At 29.6% G+C, this 21,086-nt stretch carries 17 protein-coding genes and 2 riboswitches; of the genes, 6 read left to right on the top strand and 11 right to left on the bottom strand.

Annotation, left to right across the window (positions count from 1 at the left end):
- The first annotated feature begins 945 nt into the window (after window positions 1-945).
- Window positions 946-1,569, top strand: coding sequence for an ECF transporter S component (locus FGK85_RS10925; protein ID WP_138206541.1), 624 nt, complete (start codon window positions 946-948; stop codon window positions 1,567-1,569).
- Window positions 1,570-1,763: 194 nt separating this feature from the next.
- Here FGK85_RS10925 and FGK85_RS10920 read toward each other — a convergent pair whose 3' ends face one another.
- The 3 genes from FGK85_RS10920 to FGK85_RS10910 all read right to left on the bottom strand — a co-directional run bounded on the left by FGK85_RS10920 (window position 1,764) and on the right by FGK85_RS10910 (window position 5,142).
- Window positions 1,764-1,946 (bottom strand): DUF1858 domain-containing protein, encoded by a 183-nt coding sequence (locus FGK85_RS10920; RefSeq protein WP_035293045.1) that lies wholly within the window; start codon window positions 1,944-1,946, stop codon window positions 1,764-1,766.
- A 336-nt stretch (window positions 1,947-2,282) separates the two neighbouring features.
- Window positions 2,283-3,569: an adenylosuccinate synthase gene (locus FGK85_RS10915; RefSeq protein WP_138206539.1), complete on the bottom strand. Its 1,287-nt coding sequence runs from the start codon at window positions 3,567-3,569 to the stop codon at window positions 2,283-2,285.
- A 160-nt stretch (window positions 3,570-3,729) separates the two neighbouring features.
- Window positions 3,730-5,142 carry an NAD(P)/FAD-dependent oxidoreductase gene (locus tag FGK85_RS10910; protein ID WP_138206537.1) on the bottom strand — a complete coding sequence of 471 codons (1,413 nt, stop codon included), beginning with the start codon at window positions 5,140-5,142 and terminating at the stop codon, window positions 3,730-3,732.
- Between the two features lie 276 nt (window positions 5,143-5,418).
- Between FGK85_RS10910 and pgsA the strand changes: the two genes are divergently transcribed.
- Window positions 5,419-5,940 (top strand): CDP-diacylglycerol--glycerol-3-phosphate 3-phosphatidyltransferase, encoded by a 522-nt coding sequence (gene pgsA / locus FGK85_RS10905; RefSeq protein ID WP_138206535.1) that lies wholly within the window; start codon window positions 5,419-5,421, stop codon window positions 5,938-5,940.
- Window positions 5,941-6,168: 228 nt separating this feature from the next.
- Here pgsA and FGK85_RS10900 read toward each other — a convergent pair whose 3' ends face one another.
- From FGK85_RS10900 to FGK85_RS10890, 3 genes are all read right to left on the bottom strand, one after another.
- Entirely contained in the window at window positions 6,169-6,381 is a 213-nt protein-coding gene (locus FGK85_RS10900; protein WP_138206533.1) for a DUF3006 domain-containing protein, read from the bottom strand.
- Window positions 6,382-6,439: 58 nt separating this feature from the next.
- Window positions 6,440-7,834, bottom strand: a complete 1,395-nt coding sequence (locus FGK85_RS10895) for an ATP-binding protein (protein WP_138206531.1) — start codon at window positions 7,832-7,834, stop codon at window positions 6,440-6,442.
- A gap of 357 nt (window positions 7,835-8,191) precedes the next feature.
- Window positions 8,192-9,031, bottom strand: coding sequence for a M48 family metallopeptidase (locus FGK85_RS10890; protein WP_138206529.1), 840 nt, complete (start codon window positions 9,029-9,031; stop codon window positions 8,192-8,194).
- Window positions 9,032-9,386: 355 nt separating this feature from the next.
- Between FGK85_RS10890 and FGK85_RS10885 the strand changes: the two genes are divergently transcribed.
- Window positions 9,387-9,755 carry an HsmA family protein gene (locus FGK85_RS10885; protein ID WP_138206527.1) on the top strand — a complete coding sequence of 123 codons (369 nt, stop codon included), beginning with the start codon at window positions 9,387-9,389 and terminating at the stop codon, window positions 9,753-9,755.
- 443 nt (window positions 9,756-10,198) lie between these two features.
- Window positions 10,199-11,389, top strand: a complete 1,191-nt coding sequence (locus FGK85_RS10880) for an MFS transporter (protein ID WP_138206525.1) — start codon at window positions 10,199-10,201, stop codon at window positions 11,387-11,389.
- A gap of 1,345 nt (window positions 11,390-12,734) precedes the next feature.
- Here FGK85_RS10880 and FGK85_RS10875 read toward each other — a convergent pair.
- The 4 genes from FGK85_RS10875 to FGK85_RS10860 form a co-directional block, all read right to left on the bottom strand.
- A complete protein-coding gene (locus FGK85_RS10875; RefSeq protein WP_138206523.1) occupies window positions 12,735-13,667 on the bottom strand; it encodes a MerR family transcriptional regulator in 933 nt (310 codons plus the stop codon).
- 1,024 nt (window positions 13,668-14,691) lie between these two features.
- Window positions 14,692-15,516: a MetQ/NlpA family ABC transporter substrate-binding protein gene (locus FGK85_RS10870; RefSeq protein WP_138206521.1), complete on the bottom strand. Its 825-nt coding sequence runs from the start codon at window positions 15,514-15,516 to the stop codon at window positions 14,692-14,694.
- 81 nt (window positions 15,517-15,597) lie between these two features.
- Window positions 15,598-16,239 carry a methionine ABC transporter permease gene (locus tag FGK85_RS10865; protein ID WP_171011398.1) on the bottom strand — a complete coding sequence of 214 codons (642 nt, stop codon included), beginning with the start codon at window positions 16,237-16,239 and terminating at the stop codon, window positions 15,598-15,600.
- Window positions 16,240-17,196, bottom strand: a complete 957-nt coding sequence (locus FGK85_RS10860; protein ID WP_138206543.1) for a methionine ABC transporter ATP-binding protein — start codon at window positions 17,194-17,196, stop codon at window positions 16,240-16,242.
- A 143-nt stretch (window positions 17,197-17,339) separates the two neighbouring features.
- Window positions 17,340-17,442: riboswitch (SAM riboswitch) on the bottom strand.
- An 80-nt stretch (window positions 17,443-17,522) separates the two neighbouring features.
- Window positions 17,523-17,626: riboswitch (SAM riboswitch) on the bottom strand.
- A 279-nt stretch (window positions 17,627-17,905) separates the two neighbouring features.
- On the opposite strand from FGK85_RS10860, the gene FGK85_RS10855 reads away from it, so the two are divergent.
- The gene (locus tag FGK85_RS10855; protein WP_138206519.1) at window positions 17,906-18,772 is read left to right on the top strand and encodes a tRNA 2-thiocytidine biosynthesis TtcA family protein; all 867 of its coding nucleotides are present in this window, start codon (window positions 17,906-17,908) and stop codon (window positions 18,770-18,772) included.
- 222 nt (window positions 18,773-18,994) lie between these two features.
- On the opposite strand, the gene FGK85_RS10850 is transcribed toward FGK85_RS10855, so the two are convergent.
- Entirely contained in the window at window positions 18,995-19,612 is a 618-nt protein-coding gene (locus FGK85_RS10850) for a DUF1836 domain-containing protein (RefSeq protein WP_138206517.1), read from the bottom strand.
- A 645-nt stretch (window positions 19,613-20,257) separates the two neighbouring features.
- Between FGK85_RS10850 and trhA the strand changes: the two genes are divergently transcribed.
- Entirely contained in the window at window positions 20,258-20,908 is a 651-nt protein-coding gene (gene trhA, locus FGK85_RS10845) for a PAQR family membrane homeostasis protein TrhA (RefSeq protein WP_138206515.1), read from the top strand.
- Window positions 20,909-21,086 lie beyond the last annotated feature (178 nt).

Genomic DNA, 21,086 nt, shown 5'->3' with positions numbered 1-21,086 from the left:
CTTTCATACATAAATTTCAAGCTCTACATTTTTATATTATAACCCACAACTCCTATTAATTAACTATATAAAAATTTTTCTTATTATTTACATTTATACCCCTTTAAAAAAATATCATACAACGTACTACAAACATTATTAGTTTTTTGCTTTTATTTAATAGGTATATTTTGTTTCTTTTTTCAAAATTTATGAATACTTTTTTCATATAAGGGCAATAATTTAATAAACATCATATTTAACTCTATTAATTAGACAAGCATTTCGACATATAGTATGATTAATCCATATAATTACTTTTTTTATTGTAAAATTTTCTTCCTATGATTTTTATAAATTTTGCAGGTTTTTTATACATGTTTTCGCTAAACCCATTGATAAATCTAAATTCTTAACAAATAGTAAAAAATGTATAAACTTTAAAAAACATATTGACATTTGTATAAAATGGTAGTATATTAACTATAGATGGAAGTTAATAATTATTTTGTAATTTTACCGAATAATTATTTAATCGCTTAATCATCTTATATGTCAAATTAACGGAAAATATCCTGTCAATTTGTCGAAAGCTGTATAAACAGAGCTCTTAGTTTCAGATGGAGTTTTTACTCCAACTGAAGGTTAGAGATCGTTATCCAGGGACGTAGCTGCCGTTATCTCCCACTTTGTTAGAAGTGGGAGTGTTACGGCAGGTAGTCATCGGATAAATATTTATTTTTTTTAATTAAAGCTCTTATTTACTTAAATTCCTTGTTTATTTAAAGATTTTATTCACTTAAAAATTTTATTTATAATTAAAACCATATTCCATTCATCATAAAAAAGTGTTAAAATACAATATGTTCAGTAGGTATTCTTTTGAAACTTAACTGGATAAAATTTAATAAGGATTACAGCAAATTCGTCTTGTATCCTTGAAGGAATAAGAACGGAGGTATTATTATGCATTTAGAATCACGTAACAATTCAAATCTTTCTAGCAGAAAGGCAAATACTAGAAAGCTCACAGTTGTGGGTATGCTATCGGCCATATCCATCATTTTAGGATTAACAGGTTATGGTTTTATCCCTCTTCCTGGGGTTAAAGCAACCATTATGCATGTACCTGTAATAATAGGTGCCTTAATTGAAGGCCCTGTGGTAGGAATATGTATAGGACTTATATTTGGAATCTTTAGTGTGTTTCAAAATATGATGGTTCCATCACTTTTATCCTTTGCCTTTATGAACCCATTGGTATCTGTGCTACCTAGGATTATAATCCCAATAGTTGCCTACTATACTTACAAGGCAGTTCCTATTAAAAACAAAAATAATCCTGTGAAAATTGGTATAGGTGCGGCGTTAGGTTCTTTAACTAACACTATCGGGGTTTTAGGTATGATGTACTTATTGTATGCTGCTCAATTTGCAAAGGCTAGAGGTATAGATTCATCTTTGGCTGGCAAAGCAATATTTGGCATTGGGGTTGCCAACGGAATTCCAGAGGCCATAGTTGCAGTGGCAATAACAATTCCAATAGTACTTTCAGTTAGAAAAATTGTAAAACATAAACAGAGCTCTTAGCTTCAGATGGAGTTTTTACTCCAACTGAAGGTTAGAGATCGTTATCCAGGGACGTAGCTGCCGTTATCTCCCACTTTGTTATAAGTGGGCGTGTTACGGCAGGTAAGTCTCTGGATAAATAAAAAAATAACAGCTAGTCAAAGATTTTATTAAGTCTATGACTAGCTATTAATTTTCTAAAAGCTCTTTTAACATTATTTGTTTAAAGCTTCTAATAATTTTTCTATATCCATTCCGTGAACCATAGCTGCTTCTTCTAAAGTTTCAGCTTGAGCTGATGGACATCCAACGCAACCCATGCCAAAGTTCATTAGTATTGGTGCTGCCTCTGGTTTTTTGCTTAATATTTCACCTATTGTCATGTCTTTAGTTATCATTTATATCACTCCTTTCTTTGCAATTTTCATTTTATCACAAAAACTAGGTAAAAACACCATAAATTTATCATATTGGAGTTTTCAATATTAGTGTTTACACAAAAACTTATTTTGTTACTAAGAACTTATTGGAAGAAAGAATTATATATTTCTATTTACTTATTAATTGGCATTATTACTCCATTAATATATTGGTTTTTATAAAAATAAAAGGTGTATAACCTAATATCATAGATTACTCACCTTTTATTAATTTCCTTTTCAATATATCTCTTTAATTATTATTTTTTTAATTAATATCTTTTGATTAATATATCTTTAGTAATATATTTTTAATTAAATTTCACTTACTTTTATAGTTTGATCTCTTCTTGGTCCTACAGAAACTATAGAAACTTTAACTCCTGTGAATTCCTCTATTTTCTTTAAATAAATCTTAGCATTCTCTGGAAGTTCTTCATAGCTTCTAGCATCCTTAATGCTTTCATCCCAACCATCAAATTCTTCATAAATAGGTTCACAATCAGCTAGTTTTTTAAGGCTTGCTGGGAAGTAATCTATAACTTCTCCATTGCACTTATATCCTACACAAACTTTTATTTTTTCAAGACCTGCTAGAGTGTCTATTTTAGTTACTGCAAAACTTGTAAGTCCTGATATTCTTGCAGAACTTTTTAATATTACAAGGTCAAGCCATCCACATCTTCTAGCTCTTCCTGTAGTAACTCCAAATTCGTGTCCTTTTTCTCTTAACCATTCTCCCATTTCATCTTCAAGCTCTGTTGGGAAAGGTCCTTTTCCTACTCTTGTAGTATAAGCTTTAGCAATACCTACTGCACTATTTACCATAGTAGGTCCAACACCACCGCCAGTACAAACACCTCCAGCTATAGTGTTAGATGATGTTACAAATGGATATGTTCCATAATCTATATCAAGTAATGTTCCTTGAGCACCTTCAAATAAAACATTCTTACCATCTTTTATAGAATCATATACAGTAACAGATATATCTTTTACAAATGGTCTCATTCTCTCTGCAAAATCTAAATATTTTTCGTATATTTCATTAAAATCTAAGGCTTCTCCACCTAAAACTTTAGTTATAAATGGATTTTTCATGTCTAAAGCAGCTTGTAATTTTTCTTTGAATGTATCTTCTTCTAAAACATCACATACTCTTATGCCGCTTCTTTCCATTTTATCTGTATAACAAGGACCTATTCCCTTGCCTGTAGTTCCGATATCATTTTTTCCTCTTTTGCTTTCTTTTAATCTATCTAATACTTTATGGTATGGCATTATTAATTGTGCTCTATCGCTTATTAAAAGCTTTTCTGGAGTAACCTTTACTCCTAAACCTTCTAAATAATCTATTTCACTAAATAAAGCTTCTGGGTCAACTACTACACCATTACCTATTACATTTAGTTTATTGTCATATAATATACCTGATGGTATTAAATGAAGCTTATATTGTTTGTCGCCTACTTCTACAGTATGTCCTGCATTGTTTCCTCCTTGGAATCTAACAACAACTTGAGCATCTTCTGCTAAGTAATCTGTCATCTTTCCTTTTCCTTCATCTCCCCATTGGGCACCTAAAATTATAAATGAAGACATATAAATTCCTCGCTTTCTTAACTCTAATAAAAGAGTATTTATAAACATAATGTAAACCAATTTTAATACACTGATACATTAATATAATTTTTTCACAAAATATATTATACACTTTTTTACGAACATTTGCATAGTTTTTTTTAAAATCTTTCATGATATTTTACATATTACTAGATGTAATATCCCTAGCTACAACTACACCTGTAACAGATGCCTGCATCAATCCTCTAGTTATTCCTGCTCCATCTCCTATGGTATATAAGTTTTCTATAGATGTTTTAAATTTGTCATCTGTAGCAAATTTACTTGAATAAAATTTAACTTCTACACCATAAAGTAATGTATTTTTGCTATATAAGCCTGGCGCAATATTATCAAAAGCCTTAAGTGCCTCAACAATGGACACTAGGTGTCTTTGAGGAAGTACAAAACTTAAATCTCCTGGTACTGCTGATTTAAGAGTAGGTATTGTAGTTGATTTTTTAATTCTTGATGCATTAGTTCTTCTTCCCTTTAATAAATCACCTAATCTTTGCACCATTATTCTATTATCAGCAAGCATATTTCCTAGCTTTGCAATATACTTTCCATATTCTATAGGCTGATTGAATGGTTCTGTGAAAGATGTAGACACAAGTACTGCAAAGTTCGTGTTTTCTGTTCTAAGTTCTTTCTCTGAATAGCTGTGTCCATTAACTACAGCTATTTTTCCATCATCATAGTGTTCTTCTGAAACCACTCCACCTGGATTCATGCAAAAGGTTCTAACCTTATTATCAAAGGTATCTGAGTAATAAACCAATTTAGCCTCATATAAATCTTTTGTTAAATGATCCATAACTGAATTAGGAACTTCCACTCTAACCCCAATATCTACTGCATTGTTCGTAACCTTAAGGTCTAATTTTTTAGCTTGATTTGAAAGCCACTCTGCTCCTCCCCTGCCTGGAGCTACAACTACATATTTACCCCTTAGGATCTTTTCTTCTCCACTTTTTAATACTTTAACCCCTACTACTTTATTATCCTCAACAATTATATCTAAAGCTTCTGTAAGCTCACTAAATTCTGTATTTGTTTTTTCCACTAAATAATGATACATTCCTTTTAAAACTTCGTAAGCTTTTTCTGTACCTAAATGCCTTACAGGACATTCTATAAGCCTTATATTGTGTTTACTAGCCTCGTATTTTATCTCATCAACTCTTTCGTTATTAAGTCCGTGAACTTCTTTATTTGCTCCAAAGTTTAAATAAATATTATCACAATAATCTATAAGTTCTTTAGCTTGATTTTCTGTATAATAATCTAAAAGTCTTCCACCTACTTCTGGGCTTAAAGATAATTTTCCATCTGAAAATGCACCTGCACCAGACCATCCATAAGTTATACCACAAGGCTTGCAACCTACGCATTTTCCAGTAGTTCTTGCAGGACATTTCCTGTTTTCTATATTTCTTCCCTTGTCGATTATTAATATACTTAAATCAGGATTTTTCTTAGTTAGCTCTATAGCAGTGAATATTCCTGCTGGGCCTGCTCCTATAATAATAACATCATAATTGTTTTTCATCGGCTCACCCCCTTACTTATAGTAGCAGAGACAATTTACATCGTCAATAACAAATACGAATATTTTTAAAAAAATTTACTTATACGTTCGTATTTGAGTGTTATACTTTTATTTTGTAAAAATAATGGATAATTTCATGCAATATTTTAAATATTAAAGGTTTATATGCTATAATTAATTATTACTAACCATATATGAACCTAATATATTATTTTCATTATATATTGTTTTCATTTGGGAATAATATTATTAATAATTTTGGAAGGATGTGATTGCATGAACATTCCAAATATATTAACAGTTTTTAGGCTTGCGTTGGTACCAATTTTTGCATATATTTTCTTTTCACCTATGAAGAATAGCCTTTTTCTTTCTATAGCCATATTTTTAATAGCTGGAGCCACAGACGTATTAGATGGCTATATTGCTAGAAAACATAATTTAATTACTAAATTCGGGATAGTTATGGATCCTTTAGCTGATAAACTTATGCTGGTAACAGTTTTATATTGCCTTACTGCCGAAAATTACATATACTCTTGGGTACTTTGGGTGATAATATTGAAGGAACTTTCAATGATAATAGGCGGTACTTTACTTTTGAATAAGGACATGGTAATTCCATCTAATATCTTTGGCAAAATTTCAACTTTTTTATTTTACATATCCATTTTCATACTAATATTTAGCGAGCCACTTGGGAAAATGCTTATATACGTAGCCGTAGCCAGTGCTGTGGTAGCATTCTTTAACTACCTAAATATTTATAATAAAAACGTTAAAAAAATCCAAAATTAAAAGGGGTTGTCTCATTAAAGAATTTACATACGATATATTGTTCTAAATATTTAAATCTAGTAGAATATATCGTAGTATTTATTCTTAGTGCGACAATCCCTTTTAATTTTTACCATTTCATGTCAGCTCTTGCTGTAACTACTTTACCTATTAACTAACTCGTATACATGATATTTAATTCCCTACTAAATAAACTTTTTAGCCTATCTATTAACTAACTCATATACATTATTCTTCCCACATATCCTCTACCATTTTTTCTATATCTTCTTTTCTTCTTTTGGTTTCCTCTAAATCCACAGTTATTTCTTCCCCTATATCTATTACATCTCCCTCTTTTGCTTCTTTAGGGATTTTGTCTCTTTCTATGTCTATCATTTCTCCATTATCCAATTCTATCACTGCAAAACACTCTTCAAACCTATCGATTATTCCCTTCACTTTACCATACCTCCATTTTTATTGCACTACTTAAAATCTATAATTTATATTACTGTTTTTATAAGTCATCTACGAGCAAATCCTCACACAAATATATGTTTTTACAACTGCTAGCATACTCTATCACTCTTTTGGTAAATCCACTTTTTGAAAAAAATATAAAATATTTTTCTTTATATGGAAGCAATGTTGCTTTTTCCATAAGTGAATTTACCACATCCATATCTAAATATTCATTTCTCCATTTACATTCTCCAATAATAGCTTTATCTTTGCTTATTGCTAAAATATCTATTTCTTCCTGTCTCTTTTTTATAGGATTACTTCCCCACCAAGATCCTATATTTTCAAAAACAAATGGAAGTTTTAAATTTCTATTTTTCCTTACTAAATAATCTCTGCATACTTGCTCAAAAATACGCCCTAAATAATTGCTAAATTCTGGTTCTATCTTGTTTTCATACACATAATCCACCATTTCTTGTTCTATAAGAGATGAGTTGCTAAATAAAAATCTATACCAAAAATTAAACATGTTATCACGTATTCTGTATACTGTTCTTTTGGAGTTTTCTTTTTCTCCTACAGGTACTTCCTTGCTTATTATTTGTAGTTCTATAAGGGTTTTTAAATAGTTGGAACACTTACTTCCTTCTTCACCTATTTTAGTTGATATTTCATTTAATTTTGAAGAACCCGTAGCAATAGCTTCTATAATTGAATTATACATGGCTGGTTCCCTAAGTTCTTGTTTTAAAAGATTTAAGGGCTCATCATATAAATAACTAGACTTATTTAACAATTCATTTTTTATATTTTCTTTAATATTTTTATTCCCTTGAAACTTCAATAGGTATTGTGGGATTCCTCCTAGTACTCCATATGCTTTTACCTTATCTTCCATAGAATACTCTGGGAAAAACTTAATGCTATCATAAAAGTCAAAAGGCTCTATTTTAAATTGAGCTGTTCTTCTTCCATATAAGGGGCTTTTATAAGAAAGCACTTCTTTTTCCATGAAGCTCATGGATGAACCACATACTATAACATATAGTTTAGTATCTTTTAAATAATGATCTATAAGGTTTTGTAAAAGTGACGGTATACTCTTATTAACCATAGCTATATATGGAAATTCATCTATAACCAATATTAATTTTTTATCCCTACTCTGCTTAGCTAAAAACATAAATGCTTTTTCCCAAGATTCAAAAGAGGACATAAATTCCTCCATTTGAAAGTACTGAAGTATCTTTTGAGAAAATTTTTCTAAGGCCATTTTCTCATTATATTCTTCTGCTACAAAGAAAATATGTTCCTTGTCCTTGCAGAACTCTGTAAGCAATCTTGTTTTACCTACTCTTCTTCTACCATACATAACCACAAATTGGAAACTATCTTTATCATATAATTTATTTAAAGCTTTTATTTCATATTCTCTACCAATAAACATCTTATCCCGTTGCCACTAACCTATAAAAATTTATAAGGCAACACTTCACCTCCCTTGACCTTTAATTTTTTTCTTTTCTATGAACTCTCCACCCAATTACTCAAGCTAAAATTTGGGCTTCTTGATTAAATATATTTACGTTTATTATCTACCTTTATTATACTCTCTTATAATTAATTTAATCAAGAATAACTTAATCACAATAAACTTAATCATAATTAACTTATTTATGATTAAGTTTATTTAAATATTGTACCTTATGCCATTAATTCAATGTTGATTTATAAAAATTTTGCAAAAATCTCTGTGGCTTATATTAGTACTAGTTCACATTAATTTACATTATTATACTGTACACTATAATTTGCACAAATGTCCATTTTCCTTAAGCCACTTTCTCTTATATTTATAATCTGGAATAACCTTCTCCACTTCCATCCAAAAATCTTTAGAATGATTCATATGCCTAAAATGACAAAGTTCATGCACTATAACGTAATCTATTATATGTGGTGGCGCCATTACCAATTTCCAATTCAAAGTTATACTTCCTTTAGATGAGCAGCTACCCCATAAGGTCTTTACTTCTTTCACTGTTACCTTCTTAGGATATACCCCCATATTTTTAGAAAAAAACTCTACTCTTTCTTTAAAAAAATTCATTGCATTTTTAACATAAAAGTTTTTTATAGCTTCCCTTATATATTGCCTTCTAGTTTCATTATCATATAAATTATTGTCAATAATGACATATAAATTACCACTATCTATATACACATGATCTCTATTATATATACTTTCTTTTACTTTATTAAAGCCATTGATTGCTGAACTCGCCTTACTTATAGAACATTTAATTTCTGAAAGCTCATTGTCCCCAAAAGCTCTAATTTCCTCATGATTTTTAAGACAACTAACTATTTTTAAACTATATTCCTTCCCAAGTAAATGAAACTTCTCCTCATTCTCAAATTTTCTACATACTTTTTTAATCTGCCTCTCTCTCATTAATTCTAATTTTTCTTCAATCCATTTAGCCCTTTTTTCTAACGCCTCATCTATATAAACTTTTTTCAAATTAACAGGAGCAGCTATTATCACTTTTCCATCTTCAGTTATAGTTATACCTATGGTTTTTCTCCTACTTCTTTTTAATATGTACTTTATTTCTTTTCCATTATAAACAAAATTGTTCATGCTAATTCCTTTCTTACTTCTATATCAAATATTTAATTTGTAGATAAGTAATCGTTACTAAATTAATTATATTACATATATCAATATATAGAAATTAAAGAATTCATAAGAAATTATAAGATAGTAATTTTTAATTAATATAAATTATCCTTTAGCCTACTATTAAATAAATTATAGGTTATTTTATTTATTGACAATAAGTAATTAAACTTTTATAATGAACATTGTTCATATGAGAATAATATTTATCATTTTTGTGATGATAATTACTAAAAAATAAGAATACAATTGAAAGTTTGCAGATAAAAATATTAATTTCACTGAACAAATATAATTATATTAGGAGGAATATATTATGTTATTTTATGCTATACTCTTTATTAATTTAGCTCTTGTGTTTTACACAATAGGCGTTTGGAGCGAAAAGAAACAAGGTACATTAAAAAAGTGGCATGTTATTATATTTTGGTTAGGCTTGGTTTGTGATACCTTAGGTACTACTGCCATGGGTAAAATAGCTGGTACAGGCTTTAAACTTAATTTTCATGGCATAACAGGGTTACTAGCAATATTACTAATGCTTTTCCATGCATTATGGGCATCCGTAGTATTATTTAAAAATAATAAAGAAATGAAATTAAAATTCCATAAGTTTAGTATAATAGTGTGGATTATTTGGTTAATTCCATTTTTATCTGGAGCCATGTTTGGAATGACAAGATAATTTGATTTATTTTTTCATAAATCTAGATATATCCAAAAAAACTTATTTGTGTTATAATTTTAAATAAGTTTTTATATAAACATAGAAGATCTTATAATAAAAATACTTTTATTATTTTAGTAAGACTTTATTTTATGTAAATATTAGAGGAGGTGTAGAGATGGACTTAAAAGTTAGTTTCTGTATGCAAGATTATCTTGCTATAGTTCAAAACGTAACATTCAATTTGGGACACTTTAGGGAAAGTGCGTCCAAAATCGAATATTATGTAAACTAACTTTAAGTAGCATCTTTATACTTTTTTCGGTTGAAATATATTATTATAACCCCATTAAACCTAAGTAGAAAGACTCTGCTTAGGTTTTTTTGTACGCACTAGGGCTGGGTGGGCTAATGTAACACTTTCAGTAAAATTTTAATGCGTTATTATGGAGGTTTTTAAAATGAATTATAAAAGAAATTTACGAAAAAATATAAATTTAAATTATCTGTTTATTTTTTTAAATAGGCTAGACTTAACTCAAGGAGTATGGATGATATATCTAGCTAGTAGAGGGTTATCCCTTGCTAAACTTGGCTTGCTAGAAGGCATATTCCACATAACATCCTTCCTTATGGAAGTGCCTACAGGTGCTGTTGCAGATATTTACGGAAGAAAAGCCAGCAGAACCTTAGGAAGAGTATTTTGCATTATAAGCAATATTTTATTAATTTTCTCTACTAACTTTTATCTGTTTGCCCTTTCTTTTGCCATACTTGCCATATCCTATAACTTAGAATCTGGCGCTGGCGAAGCTCTTCTTTACGATTCTCTTAAAGAGTTAGGAGAAGAAAAACACTATATGAAAATAAATGGCTTCAATGAAATGATATTAGAGATAAGTTGTATATTTGCCCTCATGTTAGGAGGTTTCTTAGCTCATAAAAACTACCTATGGCCTTTTGCCTTAAGTGCAGTTTTTGCAGGAATAGCTCTTTTCGAATCAACGTTTTTTCAAGAACCTAGTTTAGGTAAAAACAAAAGCTTAGATAGTCTACATCCTCTTAAAGTTTTTAAAAATCAAACTTTAAATAGTTTTAAAATAGTAAAAAGCACTAAAAAAATATCCTTACTTATTATATTTGCAGAAGTTATGTCAGTGTTCGGAACTAGTCTATTCTACTATTTGCAAAACTACTGGAAAGGTAACGGCTTAAATGAATTTAAAATAGGAACTATATTTGCCATTTCCTCATTAATAAATGCCTTTATAGCTCCTAATGTTCATAAAATCGAAAAGCTTTTTAAAGAACGTGCCTTATTAATTTTTTTACCTATAACCACATGTATTTGTATATGGTGTATAGCTTTCACAAACTATTCCTATGTATTTTTCATAGCTATAGAAATACTACAAACCATAATGTATATTGTAACCAGTAATTATTTAAACAAACTTATCCTCAGCGAAAATAGAGCAACCATTCTGTCTTTTCAAAGCATGGTGTTTAGCTTTTTTATGATATTTCTATTCCCTCTCATAGGGAAAATAGGCGATCTATTTACTCTAAACACTGCTTTTAAGTTCCTAGGAATTGCCTCTGGAATTTTTGCTATACTCAACGTTTTTATAATCTGCTCCAAAGATAACTAAAAAAATTGTGACGGGGCCAAAATTAGAGGGCTAGGGGGCTAGGGGGCTAGTGAAGGATAATTTTTCTTCATTGCATTACGAAAAACTTTAGAATATAAAAAAGATAGCTAACACAATTTCACAACGTGAAATTGTGTTAGCTATCTTTTGGGATTAACTTAAATCTTTTATTGGCGATAGCCAGCTTTAATATATAAATAATAAATAATAAATATCAAATATCAATTAATGAGGATTTTTTTTATTTTATTTAGAAAATCTTTAATTTATAAAAAGGGAACGTTTATAATCTTTTTTAGGCGTAGCCTTTCGAAAGTTATAGGATACTTATTAAAATAAAATAGTAACTAAAATTCGATTCATTTTGCCGTAAGGCAATTGTTTGTATAAATCTTAATTTGTAGGAGAGAAAAGGTAAGAAGTAGGTAAGAGGTAAAAAGTAAGAAGTAATAGTTAAGGATAAAACTCAAGGAGTTTTTTATAATTAATTTGTGAATAAGTAAAAGATAATAGTTCTTCAAAAATTCAGCAAAGATAAATTTTTGAAGAACTATTGCTTAAAGGGCTGATAAGCCCGCAGGCCGATAGGTCGCAAAAATAGCTATGCTTTCACTTAACCCATAAAACCGTAATAACCTTAATAAATAATTTCAAATTGCATTTTTATTTTAAGCTTTAACTAAAAATAGATTATCCTAACTATTTTCTATAATAAGTCTTTTATTATAAATCAGCGGGCTACGCCAAAAGAACTTTTTAAGTGCTCAACTTCTGACTTTTTTACCTATTGGCTTGTTTTATTATTATATTTATTTAATTAGAGATTTTCCATAACATAGTGGAGGAAAATCTTCATTCACTATTAATTATTACTTTTTACCTCTTACTTAATTCTTACTTCCTCCATAAATTCTAATTTAAGAAATTCCATAGGAATTTCAACATTAATTGATATTTGATATTTAATATTTGATATTTAATATTTAATATTTCTATATTTCTATATTTTCGCTGGCTGCCGCCAATAAAAGATTTTTTAAGCCCTTAAAAAGAAAAGGTATAACCACTTCATTTAATGAATCAATTATACCTTTTCACACTATCCCATTGTTCATATTCAATAAAAGATTTTCCGCAACGCAGTGGAGGAAAATCCTCCTTTCCTAGTACCCAGTACCCAGTACCTAGTACCTAATCTTTTACTTCTTACTTAATTGTCCATTGTCCATTTTCAATTGTCAATTGTCCCTTGTCCCTTAGTTCTTAGCGTACTGTTCACAGTCCAAAATTTCAATTTTATCACGGAATTAAAGGCAGCTTTTTCCTACGGCACTTACTTCACAATCTATATTAATAGTTCACTAAGGTTAGTGCCTGCTTCCTTTTCTGCATCACTTAATATTCCCCTTGCTATTTCTCTAAATTTCCTATAGTCATCATTGAGCTTTTCTAAATACAAATCAAACTGATTTCCATTTCCCCCTACGCTATTCATAAGATCCGCTCCTTTTTTCAGGTTATCCATGTAATTATCTCTAAAGTTTTTATCATCCCTTAAAGATTTTAGAAAATTTACATTAGATTCTTTTAGTTCTTTTATAGTATTTTCATCTTTAGCCAATACGTTTTTCACAAATTCATTTTTAGCTTTTATAAACTCATCTAAAGCTTCCTGTCCCATGGTATCTATCATTTTAATAAATGGATGGCCTTCCTCTGCTTCTTCTAGGTTATCCAAAAATTCCACCATATCCAACCATGTTTTTCTCTTCTCTTCACTATCTATATATATATCTAAAAATGCTCCGTAATTTGCCACAAACATTTTGCCAAAGCTACCAGGGAAGGTTCTCATAATACTTTTGCCTATATACTCCTTTTTGTCTTCTATAGAAAGCTCCAAACTCTTATTTAATTTATTTATACTACAACCCACCTCTTCAATATTTTTATAATCACAAAATTCTTTTTCTAAAAAATTTTGTACAACACTCTTGGTGTTCTCAAGATTTGTTATTTCACTTTGTATTTTTTCCAACTTTTCCTTCATAACCTCTGGAATTGTTTTAACTCCATCTATGACATTTTTTATATTTTTTGTACTAATATCTAGATTTCTTAATGCTCCAATTAAATTCAATTTGATGATATCTTCTTTATCAAATTCCCTATAATTATTTTCTGGATTTTTCTCAGGACATATAAGTCCCTCACTCTCATAATACTTTATAGCTTTCTTAGTTAATCCCGTCCTTTGAGATGCTTCCTTAATATTCATTTTTCTCCCTCCACACCTTATATATTTACATATGAATATGTTCTTTACATTTTACTCTGCTAGCAGTTTCAAATAATTCTATACTTGCATATTCCTATGTTAAATATACTATATTCCTATCTCCAAGGTGTAAGTCAATACAAAAAATTAATAACCGATTCACATATGCCCTAATCATATATGAACCGGTTATTGAGTAGATCCTAATTCTTTTATAAAACTTTCATCTATTATTTGAATTCTAAAACCTTCCTTTCCTTATAGTCTTCCTAATAGTCTTCCTAGAAAACTTTTCCTTGAAGCTATTTGTTAAACTAAAATTTTAAATATATTGTTTTGTAACTTACTTACTAAATAACTTTTGAATTAACAATTCGAGAACTAATAATAGTATAGATTATTAACTACCTAGTTATTTTTACCGTTTTTTACTTACTTTACTCTTAAATCTCTAAAACAACTTATCTCTATTTAATAAACTATTAAATTACTTATTATAAGGTTTAGAGATTTACACTAAATTTTTAGTTAATGAATATACAACCTTTAGGGATATTATAAGAATTAGGATCTACGAACTTAGAATAATGACTTTCCCACTGGTCTATACCTTCACTTTCTATAAATTAGTGTTTTGATTATATGAGGTAAATCAATTAGTTTTTTGGTGGTATCACTCCCTTCAATCACTCCCTATATTTTCTATCACTCCATTTAACTTTTGGTATAATGGAGTTTTACTGGAGTAACTATTAGTTTGTTTTTGTTAATATAATAATACAATATTCTGATAACTTTGTCAACGGATTTCGATAAAAATTTTAAGAATTTTTTGCATATTGAAATACTTTATTATTTATCTTTCATTTTGAAAGTCTGCAAACTAAGAATGTTCTTATAATCCCTATCTTGCAGACTTATCTTAACCCTATGCTATTGTTATATACTCTAGTTTATTAATAACTTTCATTATTTTTTCTTTGTTAAAGTATTTAATATTAATAGATTTCCTTTTGTTACAATTCTAAAAAGCTGGTACTATGCTTCCATTGTACTTTTCTTCTATGAATTTCTTAATTTCTGGGGAAGTTAAAACCTTTGATAGAACTTTTATATATTCCTTGTTCTTATCTTCTTTTTTAACAGCTATTATGTTTGCATAAGGTGAATCCTTATCTTCAAGTAATAAAGCATCTTTTGTTGGATTTAGTTTTGCTTCGATGGCAAAATTAGTGTTTATAACTGCAGCATCTACATCTGAAAGTATTCTTGGAAGCTGTGGTGCATCTACTTCTGTTATTTTTAGATTCTTTTTATTTTCTGTAATATCTAATTTAGAAATAACTTCTCCATCTTTAACCTTTATAAGTCCAGCACTTTGTAAAACTTTAAGAGCTCTTGAGCCATTAGTTGGATCATTTGGAACAGCTATTTCCGCACCATCTTTGATCTCTTTTATATCCTTTAATTTATTTGAATATACTCCCATAGGTTCAATATGAACTTTTACAGTATAGTCTAAATCTAGTTTCTTTTCCTCTACAGTCTTATTTAAAAATGGAACGTGTTGAAAGAAATTAGCATCTAATTGTCCTTCTGCAAGAGCTATATTTGGTGTTTGATAGTCTGTAAATTCTACTATCTTTAAAGTATACCCCTGTTTTTTTATTAATTCCCCAGCCTTCTCTAATATTTCTCTATGAGGTACTGGTGATGCCCCAACTATTATTTCTTTTTTATCCTTTCCATCTGCTGAACTACTTTTGACTCCTTCTGTTTTTCCCCCACAACCTATTATTGCTGTACTTAAAAATAAAACTCCTAACAATGCACATATTTTCTTTTTCATTTTAAAATTCCTCCCTTTTATTTATCTAAAATTTATTATCTATAGTTAAACCATTCAACTGCTACTCGTTTCGGCAGTAGTTTACTTGCTAAGCCTTTTATATGCAATGTCACCAACTCCTTGAATTAACTGCACAAGAACCACCAATATTATTATGGTATACACCATCACTGGAGTATTAAATCTGTAATAACCATACTTTATAGCTACATCACCTAATCCACCAGCACCTACAACTCCCGCCATAGCTGAATATCCAATTAAATTTATTATTGTTAAAGTTATTCCCCTAACCATTGATGGAAAGGCTTCTGGAAATATTACCTTAACTAATATTTGAAAAGTATTAGCTCCTAAAGACTTAGCCGCTTCTATAAGTCCATGCTCCACTTCCTTTAAAGAAGATTCTATAACCCTTGCTGCAAAGGGGAATGCCCCTATAGTAAGTGGCACCACTGCTGCTGTTCTTCCTATGCTTTTGCCTACCATTGCCTTAGTAAGAGGAATAACTGCTATCATAAGTATTATGAATGGAAAAGATCTTAGTATATTTATAAATCCATCTACTATACGGTAAATAAATTTATTAGCCTTAAGTCCCTTTTCCTCAGTTGTAACCAAAACCACCGCAAATATTAGCCCTATTATAAGTGCAAAAATTGTTGAGTAAAATACCATGTATATTGTGTCTTTTAATGCTGGAATAAAAACCTCATTAATCAATTAAACCACTTCCCATCCTATATTTTTTGAATCTAAATAAGCACATATATCTTGTTTATGTTCTTTGTTTACATTTATAATTAAGCTTCCTAAAACTTCTTGTCTAAAGTTTTCTAGCTTTCCCCATACTATAGAAAAATCTATCTGAAGTTCCCTAGCCATGGAAGTAATTATAGACTGATTGCTTACTTTTGAAGGGAAGAAAATCTTTATATTAATTCCCTGCTCTGGCAAAAGCTCGTCCCCACATAATAAATCCTTTAATTCTCCTTCAGGAGTTAAAAATAATTCCTTAACTAAACCAGAGTCCTTTATTTCCCCATCTTTCATAAGCACAATCCTATTGCACACCTGCTTTATCACTTCCATCTGGTGTGTAACTATGACCACTGTTATGCCAAGCTTCTCACTTATTTCCTTTATAAGATTTAATATTGAATTGGTAGTTTGAGGATCCAATGCTGAAGTAGCTTCGTCACATAATAATATTTTTGGCTCCAAAGCCAGCGCCCTAGCAATGGCTACCCTCTGCTTTTGCCCACCGCTTAATTCCTTAGGCTTACTTTTAGCCTTATTCTCAAGGCCTACGAGTTCTAAAAGTTCTTTAACTTTTTTATCAATATATGCCTTGTCCTTTTTCCAAACCTTAAGTGGAAGAGCCACATTATGATATACACTTTTGGAATTCAATAAATTAAAATTTTGAAATATCATGCCCATATCTTTTCTTAAATTCCTCATTTTTTTGCCATTTAAATTTGCTACCTCATCTCCCATTACCTTAATGCTGCCCTCATCATAGCTCTCTAAACCATTTAAGCATCTAAGCAAAGTGGACTTACCAGCTCCACTATGTCCTATAATTCCAAAAATCTCACCACTATTTACATTTAGACTTACATTTTTAAGCACTTTAGAATCTCCAAAGCTCTTATTAACATTAGTAACCTCTATGATACTTGATCTTTCACAGTTATTTTCCATTTCTTCTCCTCCTACCTCATATAATAAGTTAAATCAACTTCAAAACTGGAATATTATTTCCAAAGAAATATTTAATGTATAAGAAAAGGCCCGAGAATATCTCGAGCCTTGAAATATCCTCATCTTTCGGCAATGCCGCTGGATTTAGCACCTTTACTGCTTCTGCAGTATGGTTGCTGAGCTTCATAGGGCCAGTCCCTCCACATCTCTTGATAAGTTCCATATTAAATTTTTTAAACGAGCTGAATTATAAAAAAATTAAAAGCCTGAGGATATCCTCAGGCTAAACCTTCAACGTATCCTCATCTTTCGGCAATTGCCGCTGGATTTAGCACCTTTACTACTTTTACAGTATGGTTGCTGAGCTTCATAGGGCCAGTCCCTCCGCATCTCTTGATAAGACTCAATATTTATTTTTAAATGTTGTTTTAAATTATATTAGCTTTTTTTTATAATGTCAACATATTTTTTGTGATGAAAGTAAATTTTATAATTAAGTATATAATAATATATTACACACAAATATAATTATGTAAACTCTTCTTATTTAATAAACTTGCTTAATTAACTTACTTGTTTTATAGCAAAATGCCGTTTTTTATATAGGTATTAGTTCTGAATTTATACAAGACTTTTTGCTTGAAAATTGATATAATCTTTTATGAAAAGTGAGGTGTTTTTTGTGAGTAATGTTGCAGGAAGTGGTTGTGATATATTAGTACCATTTAATGAGAGAAAACCACTTAAGGAAATTGAAAGAAGTATTGTAAAAACATATAGAAAAAATATATGGTCTAAATTTATTAAGGCTATAAAGGATTATAAATTAGTGGAAGATGGAGATAGAATAGCTGTGGCCATTTCTGGTGGAAAAGACAGTTTATTAATGGCTAAATTATTTCAAGAACTTAAACGCCATGGTCAAATGAATTTTGAATTAGAATTCATCGCCATGGACCCAGGTTATCATGAAGATGTTAAAAAATTACTAATAGACAATTGTGAATATCTAAATATTCCAGTTAACATATTTGACTCTGGTATATTTGAAATAGTAGATACCATCGCTCAAGACTATCCTTGCTATATGTGTGCACGAATGAGAAGAGGTGCCTTATATTCAAAGGCAGAGGAACTAGGATGCAATAAATTAGCCCTTGGACATCACTTTGATGATGTTATAGAAACAACTCTTTTAAATGTATTATATTCTGGAAACTTTAAAACCATGCTTCCAAAATTAAAAGCCTCTAACTTTAAAGGCATTGATTTAATAAGACCTCTTTATTATATTAATGAACATCACATTGAGCGCTTTACCCAAAATGCAGGAATTTGGCCGCTTAATTGTGCATGTATGGTAGCCGCTAAAAAAATAGGAAATAAGCGTTATGAGATTAAAGATTTAATAAAACAAATGAAGCAAAACTTTAAAGATGTAGATAAATCTATATTCCGAGCTGCTCAAAATGTAAATATGGATTCTATTTTAGGCTGGGAAAAGGATGGAGAAAAGCACTCATATTTAGATTTCTATGATGAGAGGTAAATCTTCATTGTAAATTACCCCCAATTATAGAAAATGGGCTAGCTTCGCCCTTTCAGTTGAAATATTTTGCTTACATCCTTGGGTACAAGACCACGCGGTTTTACGCAAAATTTATAAAAAACATATACTAATATTTCTATATAAAAAGGGGATAAATATTTGTAAATCCAAGCTTGTTTATGCTTGTAGTAATTTACTGTTATTTCATCCCCTCTTAATCTTTTATTTTTTCTTTATATTTGCATCTTCTGTATCCTTAAAAAAATTATCTATTATCTTCTCAGCCATTCTCTTTTGAATGTTAGCTCCATTAATTAATAAAAGCACTGCCAATATTAGCTTAGCCTTTTGCTCCTTCTGTTCTTCAATATTATCACTATATTTTACTATTTTCTCTATGTTCTTTTGAAACTCTTCCCTAAACTCCATATCTTTTCCGTTTTTCAACTCTAAAAATTTAGAATAAATACCCTGTAAATATTCATTTTCCTCATCTTCCCCTTTTAACTCCTGTAATAATGGAGCTACCAAAAGACTTATGTCATTTATGGATAAAATTTGTTTCAAATTATATATTAAGGTTAACAACACCATGTTTTCCTTAGTGTATTTTTTGTTTTTCACTGGTAACAATATCTTTGCCTTAGCATAGTTATTTATCATGGTTTTAGTTAAAATCTTCTCTTCCTCGTCCCTTTTTAATCCGCTCAATTTGTCATCAAAGAAACTCGTTACTTGATCCATGTATAAATCTACACAAGGTATATCATTAATTTTTATATCTTCAACCAAACAAACCTCATCTATGAGTTTTTTAAGTTTTTCCTCATTTAAAAACACAAAACCACCTCAATCTTTACTACTAGTGAACTTAACCCAGCCACAATGTCACGGGGCTTCCTTCTTCCTCGAACCACAAAGGTACAAGATTTTACGGGCTGAATTATAAAAATTTACTTCTTTACTAATAAGTTATTAGTATTAGTATAGCACTATATAGCATTGATTACTATATGATTAATTACTATTGTATAAAATCTATATTCATGTAAATTTCAATGATTTTTAAAATCATATTGTTATGTAACTACATTTCTTCACATAGTCTTTATTACTATATATTCTAATTTTTATATAAAAAAATAATATTATAATTATATTTTGCTTTATAGTAAATTTATATATTCACTTTTAAAACCACAATATATTATTAAAATTAAAGCTGACACTATCTATTTATATTTAATTCCATACTATGGTTTATTTTAAGATTAAACTAGTGTATTTAGGAATTGAAGATTAAAGCTTACTATTGTAACATATAAATATAACATCACATAGTTTTTAAAACTACATATAGTTACACTTATATTTTAGCTGTGCATATTATAAATTAAATAAGTAAAAAATAAAAACATAATGTTTATTATTACTTTATTTCTCTGAATTTATATGGAAAAATTTTTTGTAAAGGATGTGTTCTATTTGATTAAAAAAATGAGAGAACCTGTAAGTGGTTTAACTCACCTTTTAGGGGTTGTCCTTTCTATCCTAGGGCTTATAATTTTAATACACAATTCCATTGTACTTTCAAAACCTTATTATGTACCTGGCTTTGTGATATTTGGCATAAGTTCCATACTACTTTATACCGCTAGTTCCGTATATCACTTATTATCTGTTCCAGAAAAAATTATAAAAGTTCTAAGAAGAATAGACCACTCTATGATATATGTATTAATTGCAGGTACCTATACACCTGTATGTTTATTTGCATTAAAGGGCACTTTAGGTATGACACTTTTCATAACTATTTGGACCCTAGCAGCAGTGGGTATTATGCTAAAAATTTTTTGGTTCAATGCTCCAAGATGGCTTTCTACTCTATTCTATGTAATTATGGGATGGATTGCAGTAATTGCCATATATCCTCTTTGGAAAACCCTATCCTTAGGAGGAATATTGTGGCTTGTAGCTGGCGGCTTGTCCTATACTGTAGGTGCGGTAATTTATGCTACTAAAAGACCTAGAATAGCTTCCAAATTCTTTGGTTTTCATGAAATATTTCACTTGTTTGTATTACTGGGAAGCTTCTGTCACTTTTGGATGATGTTTAAATATGTAATGTTCGTATAACCCACTTTCTAGATAAACCACAAAAATTTTCACAAAACCCTATAAAAATAAGGCTATTTAATAAATGTTGTGCAAAGTACCTATAAAATATAGTAGTCACTTTGCATATTTTACCAATATGTCTTGAAAAGATCTTTTAGGCGTCAGCCTGCCAAATTATAGTTATATTAAAAATGAA

The sequence above is a fragment of the Haloimpatiens lingqiaonensis genome, from assembly GCF_901447495.1.
Taxonomy (GTDB): domain Bacteria; phylum Bacillota; class Clostridia; order Clostridiales; family Clostridiaceae; genus Haloimpatiens; species Haloimpatiens lingqiaonensis.
Note: the sequence above shows the minus strand (reverse complement) of the source record. Positions and strands in the feature narration are given on the sequence as shown.

Coding starts and splice junctions, on each gene's coding strand:
- FGK85_RS10870 (WP_138206521.1), bottom strand. CDS start 15,516: ATGAAAAAGAAAATATGTGCATTGTTAGGAGTTTTATTTTTAAGTACA.
- FGK85_RS10880 (WP_138206525.1), top strand. CDS start 10,199: ATGAATTATAAAAGAAATTTACGAAAAAATATAAATTTAAATTATCTG.
- FGK85_RS10925 (WP_138206541.1), top strand. CDS start 946: ATGCATTTAGAATCACGTAACAATTCAAATCTTTCTAGCAGAAAGGCA.
- FGK85_RS10910 (WP_138206537.1), bottom strand. CDS start 5,142: ATGAAAAACAATTATGATGTTATTATTATAGGAGCAGGCCCAGCAGGA.
- FGK85_RS10920 (WP_035293045.1), bottom strand. CDS start 1,946: ATGATAACTAAAGACATGACAATAGGTGAAATATTAAGCAAAAAACCA.
- FGK85_RS10875 (WP_138206523.1), bottom strand. CDS start 13,667: ATGAATATTAAGGAAGCATCTCAAAGGACGGGATTAACTAAGAAAGCT.
- pgsA (WP_138206535.1), top strand. CDS start 5,419: ATGAACATTCCAAATATATTAACAGTTTTTAGGCTTGCGTTGGTACCA.
- FGK85_RS10890 (WP_138206529.1), bottom strand. CDS start 9,031: ATGAACAATTTTGTTTATAATGGAAAAGAAATAAAGTACATATTAAAA.
- FGK85_RS10915 (WP_138206539.1), bottom strand. CDS start 3,569: ATGTCTTCATTTATAATTTTAGGTGCCCAATGGGGAGATGAAGGAAAA.
- FGK85_RS10885 (WP_138206527.1), top strand. CDS start 9,387: ATGTTATTTTATGCTATACTCTTTATTAATTTAGCTCTTGTGTTTTAC.
- FGK85_RS10895 (WP_138206531.1), bottom strand. CDS start 7,834: ATGTTTATTGGTAGAGAATATGAAATAAAAGCTTTAAATAAATTATAT.